The sequence below is a fragment of the Clostridium sp. BNL1100 genome, from assembly GCF_000244875.1.
Lineage (GTDB): Bacteria > Bacillota > Clostridia > Acetivibrionales > DSM-1351 > Ruminiclostridium.
This window is the reverse complement of sequence record NC_016791.1, coordinates 1678272-1699621: the sequence shown is the minus strand read 5'-3', so window position 1 is coordinate 1699621 and position 21350 is coordinate 1678272. Positions and strand designations below refer to the sequence as shown.

Annotated in this window: 18 protein-coding genes and 1 pseudogene; all 19 read right to left on the bottom strand. The window is 38.3% G+C overall.

Annotated elements, in window-relative coordinates:
- Positions 1 to 53 precede the first annotated feature (53 nt).
- A complete protein-coding gene (gene infB, locus CLO1100_RS07020; RefSeq protein WP_014313066.1) occupies positions 54 to 3605 on the bottom strand; it encodes a translation initiation factor IF-2 in 3552 nt (1183 codons plus the stop codon).
- Complete coding sequence (locus tag CLO1100_RS07015) at positions 3592 to 3930, bottom strand: ribosomal L7Ae/L30e/S12e/Gadd45 family protein (RefSeq protein WP_014313065.1); 339 nt, start codon at positions 3928 to 3930, stop codon at positions 3592 to 3594. Before CLO1100_RS07015 ends, infB begins: the two co-directional genes overlap by 14 nt.
- Positions 3923 to 4195, bottom strand: a complete 273-nt coding sequence (locus CLO1100_RS07010; RefSeq protein ID WP_014313064.1) for a YlxR family protein — start codon at positions 4193 to 4195, stop codon at positions 3923 to 3925. The genes CLO1100_RS07015 and CLO1100_RS07010 overlap by 8 nt, the downstream gene beginning before the upstream one ends.
- A 60-nt stretch (positions 4196 to 4255) precedes the next feature.
- On the bottom strand, positions 4256 to 5404 hold the full coding sequence (gene nusA, locus CLO1100_RS07005) for a transcription termination factor NusA (protein WP_014313063.1): 1149 nt from the start codon (positions 5402 to 5404) through the stop codon (positions 4256 to 4258).
- Positions 5405 to 5437: 33 nt separating this feature from the next.
- Positions 5438 to 5896, bottom strand: coding sequence for a ribosome maturation factor RimP (gene rimP / locus CLO1100_RS07000; RefSeq protein ID WP_014313062.1), 459 nt, complete (start codon positions 5894 to 5896; stop codon positions 5438 to 5440).
- Between the two features lie 356 nt (positions 5897 to 6252).
- Positions 6253 to 10554, bottom strand: coding sequence for a PolC-type DNA polymerase III (locus tag CLO1100_RS06995; protein WP_014313061.1), 4302 nt, complete (start codon positions 10552 to 10554; stop codon positions 6253 to 6255).
- Between the two features lie 74 nt (positions 10555 to 10628).
- On the bottom strand, positions 10629 to 11690 hold the full coding sequence (ispG, locus tag CLO1100_RS06990; RefSeq protein ID WP_014313060.1) for a flavodoxin-dependent (E)-4-hydroxy-3-methylbut-2-enyl-diphosphate synthase: 1062 nt from the start codon (positions 11688 to 11690) through the stop codon (positions 10629 to 10631).
- A gap of 9 nt (positions 11691 to 11699) precedes the next feature.
- Positions 11700 to 12986 (bottom strand): RIP metalloprotease RseP, encoded by a 1287-nt coding sequence (gene rseP, locus CLO1100_RS06985; RefSeq protein WP_014313059.1) that lies wholly within the window; start codon positions 12984 to 12986, stop codon positions 11700 to 11702.
- Between the two features lie 34 nt (positions 12987 to 13020).
- A complete protein-coding gene (locus tag CLO1100_RS06980) occupies positions 13021 to 14166 on the bottom strand; it encodes a 1-deoxy-D-xylulose-5-phosphate reductoisomerase (RefSeq protein WP_014313058.1) in 1146 nt (381 codons plus the stop codon).
- 34 nt (positions 14167 to 14200) lie between these two features.
- Positions 14201 to 15028, bottom strand: a complete 828-nt coding sequence (locus CLO1100_RS06975; RefSeq protein WP_014313057.1) for a phosphatidate cytidylyltransferase — start codon at positions 15026 to 15028, stop codon at positions 14201 to 14203.
- Between the two features lie 57 nt (positions 15029 to 15085).
- The gene (locus CLO1100_RS06970) at positions 15086 to 15841 is read right to left on the bottom strand and encodes an isoprenyl transferase (protein WP_014313056.1); all 756 of its coding nucleotides are present in this window, start codon (positions 15839 to 15841) and stop codon (positions 15086 to 15088) included.
- 72 nt (positions 15842 to 15913) lie between these two features.
- Positions 15914 to 16177, bottom strand: coding sequence for a hypothetical protein (locus CLO1100_RS06965; RefSeq protein ID WP_014313055.1), 264 nt, complete (start codon positions 16175 to 16177; stop codon positions 15914 to 15916).
- Between the two features lie 5 nt (positions 16178 to 16182).
- Entirely contained in the window at positions 16183 to 16740 is a 558-nt protein-coding gene (gene frr, locus CLO1100_RS06960; protein ID WP_014313054.1) for a ribosome recycling factor, read from the bottom strand.
- 52 nt (positions 16741 to 16792) lie between these two features.
- Complete coding sequence (gene pyrH / locus CLO1100_RS06955) at positions 16793 to 17500, bottom strand: UMP kinase (protein ID WP_014313053.1); 708 nt, start codon at positions 17498 to 17500, stop codon at positions 16793 to 16795.
- A gap of 143 nt (positions 17501 to 17643) precedes the next feature.
- Positions 17644 to 18291: a translation elongation factor Ts gene (tsf, locus tag CLO1100_RS06950; protein ID WP_014313052.1), complete on the bottom strand. Its 648-nt coding sequence runs from the start codon at positions 18289 to 18291 to the stop codon at positions 17644 to 17646.
- A gap of 123 nt (positions 18292 to 18414) precedes the next feature.
- Positions 18415 to 19173, bottom strand: a complete 759-nt coding sequence (gene rpsB, locus CLO1100_RS06945; protein ID WP_014313051.1) for a 30S ribosomal protein S2 — start codon at positions 19171 to 19173, stop codon at positions 18415 to 18417.
- A gap of 148 nt (positions 19174 to 19321) precedes the next feature.
- Entirely contained in the window at positions 19322 to 20704 is a 1383-nt protein-coding gene (locus CLO1100_RS06940; protein WP_014313050.1) for an MATE family efflux transporter, read from the bottom strand.
- Between the two features lie 126 nt (positions 20705 to 20830).
- Positions 20831 to 21115, bottom strand: a pseudogene (locus CLO1100_RS06935) (sigma-70 family RNA polymerase sigma factor); the annotation flags it as partial.
- Between the two features lie 46 nt (positions 21116 to 21161).
- Positions 21162 to 21308 carry a hypothetical protein gene (locus CLO1100_RS20740; protein ID WP_014313049.1) on the bottom strand — a complete coding sequence of 49 codons (147 nt, stop codon included), beginning with the start codon at positions 21306 to 21308 and terminating at the stop codon, positions 21162 to 21164.
- Positions 21309 to 21350: the final 42 nt, after the last annotated feature.

Genomic DNA, 21350 nt, shown 5'->3' with positions numbered 1-21350 from the left:
TTGAATTGGATAACCTCCAACTTCAACCTATTTTAATCACAGTACTTTTATTGTTATCTCTTTACTTCTTCCATAATGAAGGCTTCGATTACATCGCCTTCTTTAATGTCATTGAAACGCTCTATAGATACACCACATTCATAACCTTGAGCAACTTCCTTAACATCGTCCTTGAACCTCTTGAGAGAAGCAAGCTTACCTTCGTGAATAACAATACCTTCTCTGACAACCCTAACCTCGGAATTTCTCTGTACCTTACCGTCAGTTACGTAAGCACCTCCGATGGTTCCCACACCTGAAACCTTGAATGTCTGCCTGATTTCAATGTGTCCGAGTACCACTTCCTGATAGGTTGGTTCAAGCATACCATTCATAGCAGCCTGAACATCTTCTATTGCCTTGTAAATAACACTATATAGTCTCATGTCAACTTCTGCATTCTTTGCAGCTTCTGTAACATTTGCACCTGGTCTTACATTAAACCCGATGATTATAGCATTTGAAACCTGAGCCAAAGTTACATCTGACTCGGTAATTGCACCAACCGCACCATGTATGGTCTTTACTCTTACCTCTTCATTGCTCAATTTTTCAAGAGACTGTTTTACTGCTTCAACAGAACCTTGAACATCGGCTTTTATAATAATATTTAAATCTTTTACTTTACCTTCTTTTATCTGAGTAAACAGGTCTTCAAGGGTAACCTTTGCAGTTGCTTTAAACTGTTGTTCCTTCTGTTTAAACTTACGCTTCTCAACAAGCTGCTTTGCTACCTTTTCATCAGTTACTGCATAGAATACTTCTCCTGCTTCCGGAACCTCATCCATACCCAGGATTTCAACCGGCATTGAAGGTCCTGCAGCTTTGATTGCATAACCTTTGTCGCTTGTCATTGCCTTGATTCTACCAAATGATGAACCTGCAATTAATGAATCTCCGGTTTTCAATGTACCTCTCTGGACAAGAACTGTAGCAACAGGTCCTCTTTCCTTATCAAGCTTTGCTTCGATAACTGTACCTTTTGCTTGTCTTTCCGGGTCTGCCTTTAATTCAAGCATATCCGCAGCCAGAAGTACCATTTCAAGTAATTGATCTATATTTTCTCTCTTTTTTGCAGAAACAGGAACCATTATTGCATCTCCGCCCCATTCTTCCGCAACAATTCCATACTCTGTAAGTTCCTGCTTAACCTTGTCAGGATTTGCGCCTGGCTTATCTATCTTGTTGATTGCAACTATAATTGACACATTAGCAGCCTTGGCATGATTGATTGCTTCAATTGTCTGAGGCATAACACCATCATCGGCAGCTACAACGAGTATTGCAATATCTGTTACCTGAGCTCCTCTGGCACGCATTGCAGTAAATGCTTCGTGACCCGGTGTATCTAGGAAGGTTATAGGCCTGTCATTTGCCTTAACAGTATAAGCACCTATATGCTGTGTAATTCCACCTGCTTCGCTGTCTATAACATGTGCACTTCTGATGGCATCTAGCAATGATGTCTTACCATGGTCAACGTGTCCCATAACAACAACAACCGGTGGTCTTGACTGAAGATTGGAGTCATCCTGAACTTCATCATCATCAAATAGAATATCCTCTTCACTTACCTGAATAGCTTTCTCGGTCTTTACTCCATATTCTTCAGCAACTATTGTAGCTGTTTCAAAATCAACCTCGTTATTAAGTGTTGCCATTACACCATAAGCCATCAACTTCTTTATAATGTCTGTTGAAGTCTTTTTAAGGGACTCAGCCAGATCTTTTACTGTAAGTGACTCAGGGATGGTTATGGAAGTAAGTACTGCCTTTGGAGGAATGTACTTCTCCTGAACCCTTTCATTCCTTTTATTTCTTTGCTTCTTCTTCTTCCCATCATCATTATAGAATTCGTTAAAAATATAGTCTTCAGATAGAATTTCAGAAACTCCCTTTTTCTCTATAACTATTTTCTGAGGTCTGAATCTTTGCTTTGTGGTTGAATTGTTATTCTTAGGGGTTTCTTTCTTTTGCTTTTCTTCCCTCTTAACACTCTTGTCGAAATCTCTACCCTGGAACTCTCTTCTTGCCTCATTTCTCTGTGAGTCAAAAGCTTCCTGTGCTACTGAAGCATCTGGCTTTGGTATATCCAGATTTTGTTGTCTGGACTGACCCTGCGGTCTGTCTGACCTATTATACTGCGGTCTGTCTGATCTCTGATTGTTGTACTGACCCTGTGGTCTGTCTGACCTTTGGTTATTGTACTGGCCCTGTGGTCTGTCTGACCTCTGGTTATTGTACTGGCCCTGTGGTCTGTCTGACCTCTGGTTATTGTACTGACCCTGTGGTCTGTCTGACCTTTGGTTATTGTACTGTCCCTGCGGTCTGTCTGACCTTTGGTTATTGTACTGACCCTGTGGTCTGTCTGACCTTTGGTTATTGTACTGACCCTGCGGTCTGTCTGATCTTTGGTTATTGTACTGACCCTGCGGTCTGTCTGATCTTTGGTTATTGTACTGTCCCTGCGGTCTGTCTGACCTTTGGTTATTGTACTGTCCCTGTGGTCTGTCTGACCTTTGGTTATTGTACTGTCCCTGTGGTCTGTCTGACCTTTGGTTATTGTACTGTCCCTGTGGTCTGTCTGTCCTCTGGTTGTTGTACTGTCCCTGTGGTCTGTCTGACCGTTGGTTGTTGTAATGTCCCTGCGGTCTGTCTGTCCTTTGAACAGGCTGCTCCGTTACCGGAACGTTGTTTACAGATGAATTGTCATTTTGAGCAGTCACCTGTTTTTCAGGTTTACCATGTGATTCTTCGTTACCAGATGAACCTGCCTCTTCCGGCTTCTTGGTACCAACGCTCTGCTGTGGCTTAATCTCTGGCTGTGCAGATGGTTGAGCACTCTCAGGCTTACTAATGCTTTTTTGCCCTTCTTTTTCAGCGGCAGCAACCTTGTTTAACTGTGCTGATTCCGCATTTGAGCTATCATTTAATACTTTAGATTCATTTCCCTTGTTATCCGCCACAATTTTTTCCTCTTTATGAATGTCCTGATTTATTTTTGAATTATTTAAAATTTCTTCGTTTGGTGCCGGCGTTTCCTTAGGCACTACCTTTTGTACTTCATTCCTATTGCCTGCCAAATTCTGTTTATTTTTAAAATCCGATTTAACATCCCTTACAAATCCGGGTCTTAAACCTGATGTACTTGATTCCACTTTGACATAATCATTTCTATAATTTTTCTTTTGGACATTTTTTGTTTCATTCTTTGAAAAATTGTTAGACTGCGATGAATCATCTGTTTTACTATCAATAATTATTTCAGTCGTTCTGATAATTCTTGGTGCACTCTTATTATCTTTCTTTACTTCCTTTTTAACTTCTTTCTTCTTTTCTGCAACAGTATTAGTACTTTCCGCTACAGTTTTCTTTTCTCCAACCTCATTCTTTTTATCATCATGTCTTATAACACCTATATGCTTATATAGTGCATCTAATTCATGAGGTTCAAGAAGGCTCATATGATTTTTAACGTTTATATTTATCTCAGCAAGCTTTTCCATTAACCTTTTACTTGTAGTATTAAGTTCTTTGGCAAGCTCGTATATTCTAGCTTTTTCCAAAACCTTCACCCCCTGTTTCGTTTGTTGAATTATCTATTAATTTAAGAAGGCCATTTTTAAAATCTTTTGATATAATTGAAACTACCGCTCTTAAATCTTTACCCGTATACTTACCAAGTTCAAGTTTTAGTCCGTACTCCCTGTACGGAACAGAGTGGTAATTACACATACTTTTAAATTTGTCCTTCGTGTTTTCAGAAGCATCATTTGCAACGATAACAAGTTCAGCTTTTCCGGACTTTATTGTCCTTTCACAGGTTTCATCACCCGATAACAGCTTTCCTGCTTTCTTTGCAAGCCCTAATAAGGAATAAACCTTATCCATCGTTTTCCTCCAATTGGTTTTTCAGAATATGATAAATGTCCATGTCAATTGTAGTCTCAAAAGCCTTTTCCAGTCTTTTAGCCTTAATCGCCTGTTCAAGACAATCGGCACTTCTGCATATGTATGCTCCCCTGCCAGGCTTTTTACCAACGAGATCAATACTGATTTCTCCCTCATTATTTTTTACCACGCGTATTAATTCCCTCTTTGGCTTCATTTCCTTACAGCCAAGGCACATACGCAATGGAATCTTTTTTTGCTTCATCCATCCACACCTTCCATATTTTAATTTAATATCTCAATTCTTGCTAAAGGTGGTAAAGGGTCATTCAATTATAATATCTTCATGGCCATTATTATCATAATTTATACCGTCTGCATCAGTTTCATCCAAAAACCCACTGTTTATGCTATCGTCAAACAGTTGTTTCTCAATTGACTGTCTCAGCTGGGATTCGCTCTTTATATCAATTTTCCAGCCGGTAAGCTTTGCAGCAAGCCTTGCATTCTGGCCTTCCTTTCCTATTGCTAATGAAAGCTGATAGTCGGGAACCACAACTTTTGCAGATTTTTCATCTTCGTCCACGTCTACCCTTACAACCTTAGCTGGACTTAAACTACTGGATATATAATCTCTTGGATCATTACTCCATTTAATGATATCAATTTTTTCGCCTCTGAGCTCATCAACTATAGCCTGAACCCTAGTACCCTTTTGTCCGACACACGCTCCAACAGGGTCTACATTTTCATCTTTCGAGTACACGGCTATTTTAGTCCTTGAACCCGGCTCTCTTGAAATACTCTTTATCTCAACAGTACCGTCATGTATTTCAGGAACTTCCAATTCAAAAAGCCTTTTTACAAGGCCCGGATGTGTTCTTGAAATCATAATCTGAGGACCTTTTGTAGTCTTTTTAACTTCTACAATATATGACTTCAAACGTTCATTAAATCTGTATTCCTCACCGGGAGTCTGCTCAGTAGGTCCAAGAACAGCTTCGGTTTTACCAAGGTCTACTATTACATTTCTCTTTTCTATCCTTTGAATTATACCCGTTACAATGTCGCTTTCCTTATTGTAGAACTCATCGTATATAATTCCTCTTTCCGCTTCTCTCAGTTTTTGAACAACTACCTGCTTGGCAGTCTGAGCAGCTATTCTGCCAAAGGATCTTGGAGTTACTTCCAATTCAACATAATCCCCTATTTCAAGTGTAGGATTAAGTATCGCAGCCTCCCCAACAGATATGTCCATTGCTTCGACATCTGGGTCTTCAGCAACCTTCCTGAGTGCAAACACTTTTACATCACCTGTTACTCTATCTATATTCACTTTAACATTCATTGCTGAACCAAAGTTTTTCTTATATGCAGAAATAAGTGCAGCTTCAATAGCCTCAATAATTATTTCCTTCTTAATTCCCTTTTCCTTTTCCAGCTGTTCAAGAGCTAATATCAACTCAGCGCTCATCTTCTTGTCAACCTCCGTTTACTAATCAAATATTTAAAATTTAATGACCCTTTTTACTATAGCAACCTTGTCTCTTTCAAACTGGACTTCGTGACCATCCTGGTTAATTACAATAAAATTATCCTTTAAGCCAACCAATTCGCCTTCAAATATTTTTTTGCCGTCTATAGGTTGAAAAACCTTTACTTCAACAAGTTCGCCCTTATATTTAGTAAAGTCTTTCTCTGTTTTCAATGGTCTGTCAAGGCCTGGTGAAGATACCTCTAAATAATAGCTCTGATCAATCGGATCGTTTTTGTCAAGTAAATCACTTATCTGTTCGCTTACTGCCTGACAATCATCAATACTGATGCCGCCGGGCTTGTCAATATAAACTCTCAGGTACCAGTTGGCACCTTCTTTAACATACTCAACATCCACCAACTCATAGTTTAAATTTTCTACTACCGGTGATACAAGCTCTGTTACAGTTTGCTGAATATTTTTCTTCATGTTTTTTTCTGCCTCCGTAGTTAGGGTTTAAAGACCAGTTCAGTTTTGCCGCTTACTCTTTTTATGGCACAAATTTTCGAAACACAAAAACGTAGGCACTATAAGTGCCCTTGTAATAATTTTAACATGAACCAGACAGCTTACTGTCCTTATTATAAGTTTACCCAGTTATACTCTTTTTAAGACCCAATAGAATCGGATAAACAATAAAGAGTGGGATTTCCCACTCTCGGTAGTCAAGTCTATTAAACCTCTATCCTAGTGTATTATATCACTATTATTTCTAATTATCAACAATTTATTGCTGTTTTATAAAAAATTGCTACTATTTAAGGTACTTTTTCGTATTTGTTTTATTAAAATAAACAAAGCTGGTTACTCTCCGGCATTCCTTCCAGTACGTTATTTCTTTCCAGTATTTCAATAACCGATTTACTTATTTTCGCCTTGGTCCTGAGCTCATCAATTGACAGGAATTCACCATTTTTGCGGGACTCAACAATGTTCTGTGCCGCAGCTCCTCCCAGTCCCTGAAGTGCATTCAAAGGTGGCCTTATGCCTTTATCTTCAATTCTGAATTTAGTTGCCTCTGAAAGATACAAATCTATCGGGAGGAAATTTATTCCTCTTGCGTACATCTCATTTACAACTTCAAGTATAGTAAGGACATTTTTCTCTTTTGTAGTAATATTATTACCTTTCATTTCAAATTCCTTTATTTTATTCCTTACCTTGTCCTGACCGTGAGCCATCATTTCAGCATCGAAATCATCGGCTCTTACCGTAAAGTATGTTGCATAGAAGGCCTCAGGATAATATACCTTGAACCAGGCTATTCTGAATGCCATCATAACATACGCAGCGGCATGGGCCTTAGGGAACATGTACTTTATTTTTTTACATGATTGAATATACCAATCGGGAACGTTATTTTCTTTCATTACGGCTTCATACTCGTCTTTTACACCTTTACCCTTACGTACATCCTCCATTATCTTGAAGGCAGTCTTTGGAGGGAGTCCTGCGTGCATCAAGTAAATCATAATATCGTCACGGCAACAAATACTCTGCGAAAGTGTAGTGATACCATCTCTTATCAAATCCTGCGCATTATTGAGCCAAACATCAGTTCCGTGTGAAAGTCCTGATATTCTTATCAACTCCGAGAAGGACTGCGGCTTCGTATCCATCAGCATCTGCCTTACAAACTTTGTCCCGAACTCCGGAATAGCAAAGGTTCCTGTTTCGCTTCCTATATCTTCGGGCTTCACATCAAGCGCATCTGTGCAATTGAACAAACTCATGGTTTTTTCCTCACCTATTGGGATTGTCGTTGCATCCACTCCTGTTAAATCTTCAAGCATTCTGATTACCGTAGGATCATCATGGCCCAGAATATCAAGCTTTAGTATACTTCCATGAAGAAAGTGATAGTCAAAGTGTGTGGTTACTATTTCGGACTGCGTATCATCCGCAGGCCGCTGTATTGGTGAAAAATCAAATATCTCCTTATCCTTAGGTACTATCATTATTCCACCGGGATGCTGTCCCGTAGTTCTCTTTATTCCCGTACAACCTTTTACCAATCTGTTTATTTCAGAGTTTGTTACCACTATTCCTCTTTCATCCAGATAATTCTTAACATATCCATATGCGGTTTTTTCGGCAACGGATGCTATAGTACCGGCCCTGAATACGTAACCCTCGCCGAAAAGTTCCTCTGTATATTTGTGTGCCACAGGCTGATAATCCCCTGAGAAGTTCAAGTCAATATCAGGCTCTTTGTCACCGTCAAAGCCAAGGAAGGTTTCAAACGGAATATCATAGCCATCCTTTTTAAGCTTGTTGCCACAATTGGGACAGTCCTTTTCGGGCATATCAAATCCGCAGTCATAGGTGCCGTCAAGAACGAATTCAGAATATTTGCACTTCTCACATACATAGTGAGGCTGCAATGAATTAACTTCAGTTATACCCGACATATTTGCTACAAAAGATGACCCTACAGATCCTCTGGAACCAACCAGATATCCGTCACTCAGTGACTTGGAAACCAGCTTTTGTGCTATGAGGTACATAACAGCAAACCCATTTTTTATAATGGAATTCAACTCTTTTTCAAGTCTCTGTGCCACAACCTCCGGCAATTCTTCCCCATAAATTTCTTTTGCACGGGTCATCGCCATATTTTCTATATCCTGCTCCGCACCCTCTATATTCGGAGGATACGTCCCCTCAAGCACCGGGGCAATGCTCTCAATCATATCGGCGATAAGATTTGTATTTTCTATTACCACTTCCCGGGCTTTTTCCTCACCAAGGTAGCTGAACTCCTCAAGCATTTCGTCGGTTGTTCTTAAATAAAGGGGTGCTTGATTGTCTGCGTCAGTGTACCCTTGTCCTGCCATTAGTATCCTTCGGAACACCTCATCCCTTGGGTCCATAAAGTGAACGTCACAGGTGGCAACCACCGGCTTTCTATGCCGTTCTCCAAGTCTGATGATTTTTTTATTTATTTTCTTTAATTCTTCTTGGGATGAAACCTTTCCATTATTTATCAAAAATTGGTTATTTCCTAAGGGTTGTATTTCAAGATAATCGTAAAAACGAACTATTTTAGATATCTCATCTTCACTTTTGTTGTTTAGTATAGCTCTGTATAGCTCTCCTGCTTCACATGCACTTCCCAAAATAAGTCCCTCTCTGTACTCCATTAGAAGTTTTTTAGGTACTCTGGGCTTTTTGTAAAAGTACTTTAAGTGAGATTGAGAAACTATTTTATACAGATTTTTAAGGCCAACCTTGTTCTTTACCAAAATAATGGCATGATAGGAACTGGCTTTAAGGTTGACCTCCCCATCAAATGCATTCTGTATTTCCTTTATACTTTTACAGCCTTTTTCTTTAAGTACATTTATACAATGCATAAATATTTTAGCCGTAGCCATTGAATCATCAACTGCTCTGTGATGATTTTCCAATTCAATTTTCAAATGCTTTGCAACTATGTTAAGCTTGTACCTGCCAAGCTCAGGAAACATTTTTCTGCAAAGCTCTAATGTATCTATATATGGGTTTCTAACCTTTTCACCCATTAATTTTGCATTTTGTTTTATAAATCCCACATCAAAGTTTGCATTGTGGGCAACCAGAACACTCCCTTGGATAAATTCCATGAATTCATTCAAAACCTGTTCAATGGGAGGTGCGTCCTTTACCATATCATCAGTGATACCTGTCAGTTTAACTATAAAGCTTGGAATTGAAACCCCAGGATTGACAAAGGCGCTGAACCTGTCAACAATCTGACCGTTTCTAACCTTGACTGCCCCAATTTCGGTTATTTTGTCCTGATGAGGATTTAAGCCTGTTGTTTCTATGTCAAATACTACAAAATCATCTTCCAGAGAATGTTCTTTCATATCATATACTATAGGTACACTATCATCCAGAAGATAACACTCAAGTCCGTAAATAACCTTAATATTGTTTTTCTTGGATGCAGCGTACGCATCAGGATATGCCTGAACTATACCGTGGTCTGTAATAGCTATTGCCTTGTGTCCCCATTGTGCAGCACGTTTTACCAGTTCTTTTACCGGGGTTACTCCGTCCATTGAACTCATTTGAGTATGCAGGTGAAGTTCAACCCGCTTCTCCTCAGCATCGTCGTGCCTTATTTCTTTTTCCGTTTCAGTTATGTCAAACGCCATTATAGCAAGTTCTTTTGAGAATTTATCATACTGGGCATCTCCACGTATACGTAAACAAACCCCATCTGTTATTCTCTCTGATATATTAGCAAAATCCTTCTTTTCAACAAACATTTTTACAGTAACTGAACTGGTGTAATCAGTAACATCAAATATGTAAATGAATTTGCCGCCTCTGATTTCCCTGGATTCTGTTTTGAAAACTTCACCTGCTATAGCGACCTTACCCGAATCGGGTGTTACTTCGGATATCTTCATTATACTGTCAGTAAAAGGCTTTCCTGCTATAACTCCCCTTACAGGCATTTCTCCTGACCCGGAAGATCTGAAATCCTGTTTTTTCTGTTTCTGATCTGCGGGAGGAGCAGTTATGGCGGAACTCACTACTTTTGCCTCATTCTTAACTTTTTCTGCAACATACTCCTCAATTTTAGCATGGTCAACTTGGATATCACAAAATTCAACCTTTACATTTTGGCCTATTGTATCCTTGATATGCTGTTCTAACATTGAATGGCAGTTTTGTGCTTTTAAGATATCAGACCCGGTTGTCAGCAGATTTATTATTATTTTGTTACCTGAAATCTCATATTTAGAGCCGGGGAGGATACCTCTGCACAGCGCTACCTTTGATGTAAGCATCTGGATGAGCTCACTCCACATGTTACTCAGGTACTCCTCAATGCTGCAATTCCTGTTGCATCTTACTTTTAAAGTGAGATTTGGTACTCCAAGCTTTTGCTTGAGACATTCTTCTGCTGTCATAATAAGAGCAATACTGACAATGTCTGAACTTGTAGTATGTATTTCAATTTTGCTTGCCTTTATAAAGACACTCATTCTTTCTACTTTTAATTGCTTTAGCGTAGAAAATTCCCCGTAAAAATCCATCTCACCGGGGAATAAATCACATAAAAATCTATTTGTATTATTTGTACTGTCCATAGCTTGACCCCATTTTATCTAAATCTTTTGTGCCTTGTATTTATGTTTTCTATATGTTTTAATCTGGCACCAAACTACATTTGAGTTATCTCTTTTATTAATTCCTCAACAACGTTTTCCTGAGGAATTTTTCTGATTATACAACCCTTTTTAAATAGCAAAACCTCATTTACACCGCCTGCAATACCAATATCGGCATCTTTAGCTTCTCCGGGTCCGTTTACGGCACATCCCATAATTGCCACCTTAATATTTTTATCCAATTTTTCCAGCAAAGGCTCAATTCTGTTTGCTATTTCTATAAGATTAACCTGAGTCCTCCCGCAGGTCGGACATGAAACAATCTCTATTCCTTCTTTTAATAATCCCAGAGACTTCAGTATCTGTTTTCCTGCTTTTATCTCTTCAACCGGGTCTCCCGTCAATGAAACTCTGGTGGTATCCCCGATACCTTCCGCAAGAAGGCAGCCTATCCCAACTGAGGATTTTATAGTTCCTTTATAAACTGTACCTGCTTCCGTAACTCCAACATGTAAGGGATATGAACATTTTTCAGAGAGTAACCTGTAAGCAGCTATTGTCATTGGTACGCTAGAGGCCTTAATGGAAATCGCTATGTCATTAAAATCAACATTTTCCAGCATAGCTACGTGTGCCAAAGCACTTTCCACCATACCTTCAGCCGTTACACCGCCGAATTTTTCCAAAATCCCTTTCTCAACTGAACCGGAATTAACACCGATTCTGATAGGTATTCCCCTCTCCTTTGCCATTCCCGCCACTATTTTGACCCTGTCATTACCGCCGATATTACCGGGATTTAGACGTATTTTGTCAACTCCGTTTTTCATACATTCTACTGCAAGTCTGTAATCATAATGAATATCTGCAACAATAGGTATTCTTATATGCTTTTTTATCTCGCCTATGGCAGTTGCAGCTTCATTGTCCAGGATTGCCAATCTGACTATATCACACCCGGCCTCTTCAAGCCTTTTAATCTGATGGATAGTAGCCTTAACATCCCTTGTATCCGTATTGGTCATGGATTGAACAGAGATTGGAGAATCTCCTCCAATGAAGATATCTCCAACCCTAACTTTTTTAGTTTGTTTTCTTTGTATATAATCTTCCAATTTAAAACCCTATCCTCTTCCTATTCTTAATATATCATTAAATGTTGCATATATCATTAGCATAATAAGGAATACAAAGCCTATCATGGATATTAGTGCTTCTCTCTCAGGACTCAGAGGTTTCTTACGTATACCCTCTACAAGGAGAAGTACCAGCTTACTTCCGTCCAGTGCCGGGAATGGTATAAGGTTTACCAGTCCAAGGTTCAAACTGATCATAGCCGTAAATGATAAGAGATTTAAAAGTTTATCCATTACTGACGGCCCCTGTTGCACTACATCTTTTATGGTAGTAGTTATTCCTACTGGCCCCATAAGGTCACTTGCCGGAACTGTTCCTGTAAACAACCATCCGATTGAATAATATATTGATCTTGCAATTGATATATTGTATTTCACTGATTGACCCAAAGTTGCGAATATTCCGCTTTTTGTATGATTAAAGTCAACCCCTATTGCATAGTATTCAGGGTTTTTTCCCTGCATAGGCACTACAGGAGTCAATTCAATATCCTTACCGTTTCTGTTGACTGTTATAGTAACATTATTCAACTTTATCTTGTCCAGAGCATTTGCTATATCCTGACGGGAATTAACAGGTGTTCCGTTAAGCTTTACAATTCTGTCTCCGTCTTTAACTCCGGCCTTCATGGCTGGAGATTTACTACTTACGTTTGTAACTACATTAGACTCACTGCCATTTTCTTCCTTAGGTGAAAACCCCAGCTTATACCCGGACATTCTGTCGGGTTTAAAACTAATAGTCTTACTTTCACCGTTTCTACTTACCTGAAGGTCTATACTCTCATTGGTAAGAGGGTAAGCGAATATCTCAAGGTCATTTACCTGATATATATTTTTCCCATTATATTTTTCAAGAACGTCACCAACCTGAATTCCGGCTTTCTCACCAGCAGAGCCCGGTAATACGGTCTTAACCTGGTTTGTATAAAAACCTGAGTGAGCCATAATTATAAATGCAAATACAACGGCTATAATTATGTTCATTATTGGCCCGGCCGCTATTATTGCTGCCCTTACTCCAATCGGTTTTTTGTTAAACGCCCTATCGTCATCAGAAGCTTCTTCTTCTCCTTCCATTTTTACGTAGCCGCCTAATGGAATTAGCCTTAAAGAGTAAGTTGTTTCACCTCTGACAAAGCTGAAGATTTTAGGCCCCATAAAGAGTGAAAATTCATTAACTTTTACATTAAATGCCTTTGCAACTAAAAAGTGACCCAATTCGTGAATTATTATTAAAAAGCTCAAGGCCAATATAGCCAGTAAAATTCCCATACAATCCTCCATAAGCCGGAATCGGCAGATTAATTTAAATTATAAGTTGTTTTGCTGTTTCCCTTGCCCAACAGTCTACTTCTAGTATATCATCCATGCAAGGACAAATATTCACATTATGTCTTTGCATTACTTGTTCTATTGTTTCCGCAATTTCAGTAAAGCCTATACGATTATCCAGAAATGCTGCAACTGCAATCTCATTTGCAGCATTCATAGTCGCAGGCATTGTCCCACCTATCTCCAATGACATATATGCAAGACGAAGACATTTAAAAGTATCTATGTCTGGTTCCTCAAAGGTCAAAGGAGGACATTTAAGAAAATCAAGCTTGTTAAAATCATTTTGGCATCTGTCCGGGTAGGTTAATGCCAACTGTATCGGTATCCTCATGTCAGGCGAACCAAGTTGCGCCATAACCGATCCATCCACATATTGTACCATTGAATGTATTATGCTTTGAGGATGCACCAAAACCTGAATACTGTCCAAATCCCTCTGAAAAAGCCACTTTGCCTCGATTACCTCAAGTCCTTTGTTCATAAGAGTTGCGGAATCAATTGTTATCTTGTTTCCCATACTCCAATTGGGATGTTTTAATGCCTTTGCAGGTGTTATATTTTTAAGCTCTTCTATTTTCTTACCCCTAAAAGGGCCACCCGAAGCAGTTATTATTATTTTTTCTACCTGCTTGTCTTTATTTCCTAAAAGACATTGGTATATAGCCGAGTGTTCACTGTCAACGGGGAATATATTTACATTATTCCTTTTTGCCTCTTCCATCACCAGCTGCCCTGCAGTTACAAGTGTCTCCTTGTTTGCAAGTGCTATATTTTTTTTATGCCTGATAGCATGCATTGTGGGTATCAAACCGGCTGTTCCCACTACAGAGGTAACTACGGTATCGGTTTCAGAGTGCTCCACAACTCTTTTCATACCGTCCTGCCCCCATAGCACTTCTACTCCGGTATCCTTCAATCTATATAACATTTCTTTTGCCAACTCATTATTTCCTACCGAAACAATATCAGGCTTGAATTCACGTACCTGCTTTTCCAAAAGCTCTATATTTGAATTGGCTGATAATGCAGCAACTTTAACCCCAAGGTTTTTTGCCGCCTCTAAGGTTTGCCTGCCTATGGAACCTGTTGAACCGATTATGGATATAATTTTCGCCATTGTCACACCACCGTAACCTAAGAAAAGCTCTTAATTATTTTATGAATAGAACTAATACGTAATATATTACAGGAGCAACAAATAATATACTGTCAAACCTGTCAAGTACTCCACCGTGTCCCGGCATTATATTGCCAAAATCTTTTACATCTACATACCTTTTTATAGCCGATGCAGCCCAATCACCTATCTGTGATATAACTCCACAGAATAGACCAAGTAAAATCAATGCTATATATCTAATATCTAAATCAAAATAATTATTTACAATTGTACCATATATAACCATGAGTAGAATACATCCTAATATTCCTCCTATCGCACCCGCTAATGTCTTTTTAGGACTTATTTCAGGTATGATTTTTCTTTTTCCAAATAATCTTCCGAAGGTATAAGCAAGTGTATCTGTACCCCACGCACCAATGAAAATCAGCCATATCAGTATATTTCCGTGGTCCATGTTTCTGAGCATTATCAAAAAGCTCATGAGAAATGGTATATATACTACTCCAAAAGCTGTTGCACAGGCATCAACTATATTGTATTTCTTATGTCCAAATACAATAACTGCCATACTAGCAAAAATAATAAGGCAAACAGATATCCCGGTCATTGTGCCCAGATCCAAACTATACCAGCCTGTTTTTTCAAGTCCCAAAATCAATAATGGAACAATTGACAGGTATCCAACTATTTTTATAGGATGTATTCCTTTTGTTTTGGATATGGAATTATAAAATTCATACAAACCGATTGCAGCTATAATACTTACTGCGATTCCCAGTACGATAGACCCCAAATACAGTACACCAATTAATAAAACCAATCCAACCAGTCCGCTTATTATTCTTGTTCTTGCCATAAGAACCCTCCATGTTATAAAACACTACATGAATAATTATATTCATGTTCAGTGTGATTAATTTTCTATTCCGCCATACCGACGATTTCTTTTCTCAAAAGCTTTTATTGCCTCGGCAATATGACTCTCGTTAACATCAGGCCATAGTGTATCGGTAAACCAGAACTCTGTATAAGCACATTGCCAAAGCAGATAATTACTGATTCTCTGCTCCCCGCTGGTTCTAATGAGTAAATCCGGCTCAGGTATACCTTTTGTATACAAATGTTGCTCCATTTGATTTTCATCTATATCATTTATTGTTAGTTTTCCGTCTTTAATTTTCCTAGCTATATTTTTAACTGCATATAATATTTCAAACCTTGATCCATAGTTAAGGGCAATATTTAAATTCAATCCATTATTTACACTGGTCATCTTTTCAACTCTTGCAATTTCATTTTGCAGTTCTTCTGGAAGTCCGTTAATATCGCCGATAACCTTTATTCTTACATTACTTCCGTCCAGTTCTCTTTCTGCATTGCGAAGAAATTCCAAAAGCAGGTTCATAAGTGCATCAACTTCACTTTGGGGCCTTTTCCAATTTTCGGTAGAAAAAGCATAAACCGTTAAATGCTTAACTCCGACCTTTGAGCAATAAATGACAACCTTTTTAAGAGTCATTGAGCCTTCTCTATGTCCTACGTTTCTGGGTAAGCCTCTCTTCTTTGCCCATCTTCCGTTTCCGTCAGGAATTATAGCTATATGCTTCGGAATACATTGAAAATCATTGTCTAATTTCTTTTGGGGGAATATCTTTTTAAAAAACCCCATATATTTTCCAACTCCTATTTTTATATGTATTTGCATAAAAAACGTAATGATTATTGAAAATAACCCCTCAAATTAGAGGGGTTTGCAAACAAGTATATTTAAACTTTTATTGTTAAGAGTCTTAACTCTTATTACTCTGAATGAATCATCATATTCAGTAATACTCATCTTAGGCGGTGATGAAATGAAAATACCGTCTATGGAATATCCCCTGTCATCGGCTGCTTTCATCGCATCTCCCACTGTATATCCGATAAGGCTGTTACAGAAAGAGGTCAAATGAACCTCTTCATCCCCTGTACAACCAATGCTTTCATTTATTTCCGTATAACCCAACGAAGTTATACCTCCATTATTTCCTTATCTTTGGCTTCAATAATCTTGTCAATGTCGGCAATATATCTGTCAGTAAGGTTCTGTATATCCTTTTCTGCATCCTTTAAATCGTCTTCTGTAATTTCGCCGCTCTTTTTCTTTGCCTTCATGCTTTCAATAGAATCTCTTCTAATTGATCTTATGGCAACTTTTGATTCTTCGCCTTCTTTTTTTGCCTGCTTTGTAAGTTCTTTACGTCTTTCTTCTGTTAATGCAGGAAAAACAAGCCTTATAACCTTACCATCATTGTTAGGATTGATTCCTATATCAGACTTTTGAATTTCCTTTTCAATGTCTTTTAGCAGTTTTGCTTCCCATGGCTGAATTAAAATAACCCTGGCTTCAGGTACAGACACTGTTGCAATCTGCTGAATAGGAGTCGGTGCACCATAATAATCAATTGTGAGTTTATCCAATATTGCAGGATTCGCTCTTCCTGCTCTGATTCCAGCAAGATTGTCCTTTAATACATTTATGGTTTTTTTCATTTTTTCTTCGATTGGCTTGTAAAGTTCCTTATCCATAAATCTCCTCCTTAAATTAATACTTATATAATACATTTATTTATGAAGGATTTCAATATATTGTAGTACCAATCTCTTCACCTTTTACAGCTCTGATTATGTTATCCGGATCATTAAGACCGAAAACCAGTGTAGGTATTGCATTATCTTTACAAAATGAAGCGGCTGTCAGATCAATTGCACAAAGTCCTTTGTTAAGGTACTCCTGATAGCTAATCTTATTGTATTTTACTGCATTGGCATTCTTTGACGGATCAGAATCATATATTCCATCTACATTCTTTGCCATTAATATTACTTCAGCATCTATCTCGGCTGCTCTTAATGCTGCTGCTGTGTCGGTTGAGAAATAAGGATTCCCCATTCCGCACGCAAATATAACTATTCTTTTCTTTTCAAGATGCCTTACAGCTTTTCTTCTTACATAAGGTTCAGCAATCTGCCTCATTTCAATAGCAGTCTGAACCCTCACGGGAATATCTCTAGATTCAAGTGCGTCCTGCAATCCAAGAGAATTAATTACCGTTGCAAGCATTCCCATATGGTCGGCGGTTGTTCTGTCCATACCTTTTCCGCTTCTGCCTCTCCAGAAATTACCTCCACCTACTACTATAGCTATTTCAGCACCCATTTTATGCACTACTGATATTCTGTCACATATTTCGTTTACTGTATCGGTATCAATACCGTGTCCCTTATCACCGGCAAGTGCTTCTCCACTGATTTTTAACATTATTCTCTTATATTTTAGTTCACTCATGGATATTTCCCCCGTTCAATTCGTAATATATGTAATCATTGGGTGAGTACATATCTGTAGTAATTTTTTTTACATATTTTGAGTTTATTTTTCAAAAAAGGCCCGAATAAAGGGAACATACAATAAATATGTTCCCTTTTATATTAACCATTTATTTGTTTCATTACTTCATCAGCAAAGTTTTCATCTTTCTTTTCGATACCTTCGCCTCTTTCAAATCTTGCAAACCTTCTGATTGAAATATTTTCACCTATATGAGCTATCTTTTCAGTCAATAACTGTCCAACTGTCATATCTGGATCTTTTATAAATGATTGTTCCAGCAAACAGTTTTCAGCATAGAATTTTTCAATTCTGCCTTCAACCATTTTATCTATTATCTTTTCAGGTTTTCCTTCGTTTCTTGCCTGAGCTCTTAATATTTCCTTTTCGCTTTCAATTACCGAAGCAGGAACATCTTCTTTCTTAACATATTCAGGCTTGCTTGCAGCTATCTGCATTGCAACGTCCTTAACGAACTGTTTGAACTCGTCTCCTCTTGCAGCAAAATCTGTTTCAATATTAACTTCAACAAGAACACCAATTCTTCCATCGCCGTGTATATATGCTTCAACCAAACCTTCAGCAGCAATTCTTCCAGCTTTCTTAGCTGCGGCGGATAGACCCTTTTCTCTCAACAATTCGATAGCTTTTTCAGCATCTCCATTTGCATCATTGAGTGCTCTTTTGCAGTCCATCATTCCTGCTCCGGTTCTTTCGCGGAGCTGCTTTACCATTTCAGCAGTAATCATCTTTGAATCCTCCAAACCGTATTATCCTATATTAAAATAAGACTAATATTTAATTATCGTTTTATTATAAACATAAGGATATTATCAGGCTATGCCTGATAATATACCCTTTTTTTATTCTAATTATTCTGCTGCTTCTACAGCTTCTTGTGCTTCTTCAGCAACTTCAACTGTTTCAACAGGAGTTTCTGAAAGTTGTTCTCCCTGACGTCCTTCTATAACAGCATCAGCCATTTTAGCAGCAATAAGCTTAACAGCTCTGATTGCATCGTCATTACCAGGAATTACGAAATCAACTTCATCAGGATCACAGTTTGTATCAACAATAGCTACAACCGGGATACCGAGTCTCTTTGCTTCAAGAATAGCATTTCTTTCCTTCCTTGGGTCAACAACAAACATTGCACCAGGAAGCTTCTTCATGTTCTTGATTCCGCCAAGGTTCTTTTCAAGATCAGCCATTTCTTTCTTCAGCTTGCTAACTTCCTTCTTAGGAAGGACATCAAAAGTTCCGTCTGCTTCCATAGCATTTAACTGATTCAGTCTGTTGATTCTCTTTGTAATAGTTTTGAAGTTTGTAAGCATTCCGCCCAACCATCTGTTGTTTACAAAGAACTGTCCGCTTCTTTCAGCTTCTTCCTTAATTGAATCCTGTGCTTGTTTCTTAGTTCCAACGAACAATACATCCTGTCCGTTCATAGCTACTTCTCTGATGAAGAAGTATGCATCGTCAACCTTTTTTACTGTTTTCTGAAGGTCTATGATGTATATACCGTTACGCTCTGTAAAGATATATTCTGCCATCTTAGGGTTCCATCTTCTAGTCTGGTGACCAAAGTGAACACCTGCCTCCAAAAGTTGTTTCATTGAAATAACTGCCATAATATAAACACCTCCGTTAAAGTTAATACCTCCGCATTCATGTCTCATCGGAACCTGTCCGACACCTTAACTTAAAAATGCGTGTGTATTTTGCCGTTTGATAGTATAACACATTGAAAAATATTTATCAATCTTTTTAATGATTTTTTTAAGAAGATACCTCATTATCTGTTTTTGGTAAATATTTCTCATATCGCCTTGCAGCTACTCTTCCCAGAAACGGAATTCCCCTTGTTACCCAGTCAAAGCACCATGCTACCCATATTCCCATAAGTCCAAGGCCTGTAAACCTTACTAACATATATCCCCCGAAAACCCTTATAACCCACATGCTCATTATAGAAATAACCGTTACAAATACCACATCCCTTGTACTTCTCAGACATGCCGGCAGGAGAAAGGCAGCTGGCCAGAAAATCGGTATACATATAAGTGTAAGATATGTTATATGCAATGCAAGGCTTGCCACATCCGGTGCAGGTGAATAAAGTTTCAGAAAATGGTGTACAAACGGGAAAAATGCCAGGGAAACAGCGCCCAGCAGCACCATTGTATAAACCATGAGTTTTTTTATAATCTTGTTTAAATCCTCTTTTAATCCTGCTCCGGCATAGTGGCCTACAACTGTCACCGCTACTATTGTTATTGCATTCCCGGGTATGTTAAGTAGCGAGTTTGTAGAGCTTGCAATACTGTTTGCAGCAAGTGCGGCGGTTCCAAGGGATGCCACTATTGTTTGCACCAGAAGTTTTCCTCCGTTAAAGACAAGACTGTCTATCCCTGCCGGAAGCCCTATATATAAAACAGGCTTTAATATTTTTGAAGTTATTCTGAATGAACTGTGAAAAATATCCAAATGATGTGACTTGAATAACGAATATCCCACAATGATTGCTCCCGTTAGTCGGGCACAAATTAGGCCAATTCCAGCTCCCAGTACCCCCAAATCAAATACAAAAATCAACAGGGCTCCAACCATAAAATTAACCAAATTTGATGCAACAACCGCAAACATTGATGCCCTGAAATTATTACTTGCCCTTGATATACCTGTACATACGTCAAAGAGTCCCAGTATGGGATACGATATAGCTGAACAAATCATGTATGTTCTGGCAGCCAATTTAACAGTATTTTCGGCATCTCCAAAAAGGAAATTTATTACCTGGTTTCCGAATATGTATAGACCAAGTCCTGCTATTGTAGACATTAAAAGGACAGCCGTAATTGCCTGAGCCGCAGTCTTTGAAGCGTCTTCCCTCTTTGATGCTCCCAAATGCTGTGCTATAGTAACTGTGGCACCTGTGGACACAGCCACAAACAGATTCATAACTACAAAGTTGATAGAATCGACTATTCCCACTGCTGATACTGCAAATGCCCCTAATCCGCTTACCATCATAGTGTTTACTACACCTATTGCCGTAGAAAGAAACTGTTCGGTAAGAGCAGGAAAAAAGAGGCGTAATAAATCCTTTTTGGTATACAAAGTATTATCACGGCCTTTTGTAATATAATCAATTTTCGACATTTTTCACATATATTCTAACTCTGAAAACTATTATATGCAACTTTTGAATACCAGTATACAAACTTATATTTTCTAATTGAGCCGTGATATTTGGTTATTGCTATCGTTACATCCAAAAGGCTGCCATTAATGGCAGCCCTCTGGTTTTAGCTCTTTGCTTAATTTTTTTATTGCTTTCTTTTCAATTCTTGATACGTAGGATCTGGAGATTCCCAACATTTTAGCTATCTCTCTCTGGGTTTTACTTGAACCGTTAAGAAGTCCATATCTTAATTCCAAGACTACCTTTTCTCTGTTTTTCAAAGTACCTTTCATTTTACTGTACAGCTTTTTAACCTGCATTTTCAATTCAACCTCGTCAACTACGGACTCGGAGTCATTACTGATTAAGTCTATTAATGTTATTTCATTGACTTCTTCAGGTTGTATACTTTTTAAACTCTATAAAAATAATTTGTTATGTAGAATGACTTTTTTTACTGTTAGTGAAGGAGATACCTATCTCATATTTAAAAATGTTTGATAAAACTCTCTCCAGTTCTTTAATTCTTTTCTCGTTTTCTTCAGGTGTTATCTTTGGTGGGATAATTACAGCTATCGCCACTGGAATTCACCTCCACTATATACCTATTTTGAATTGTTTGTA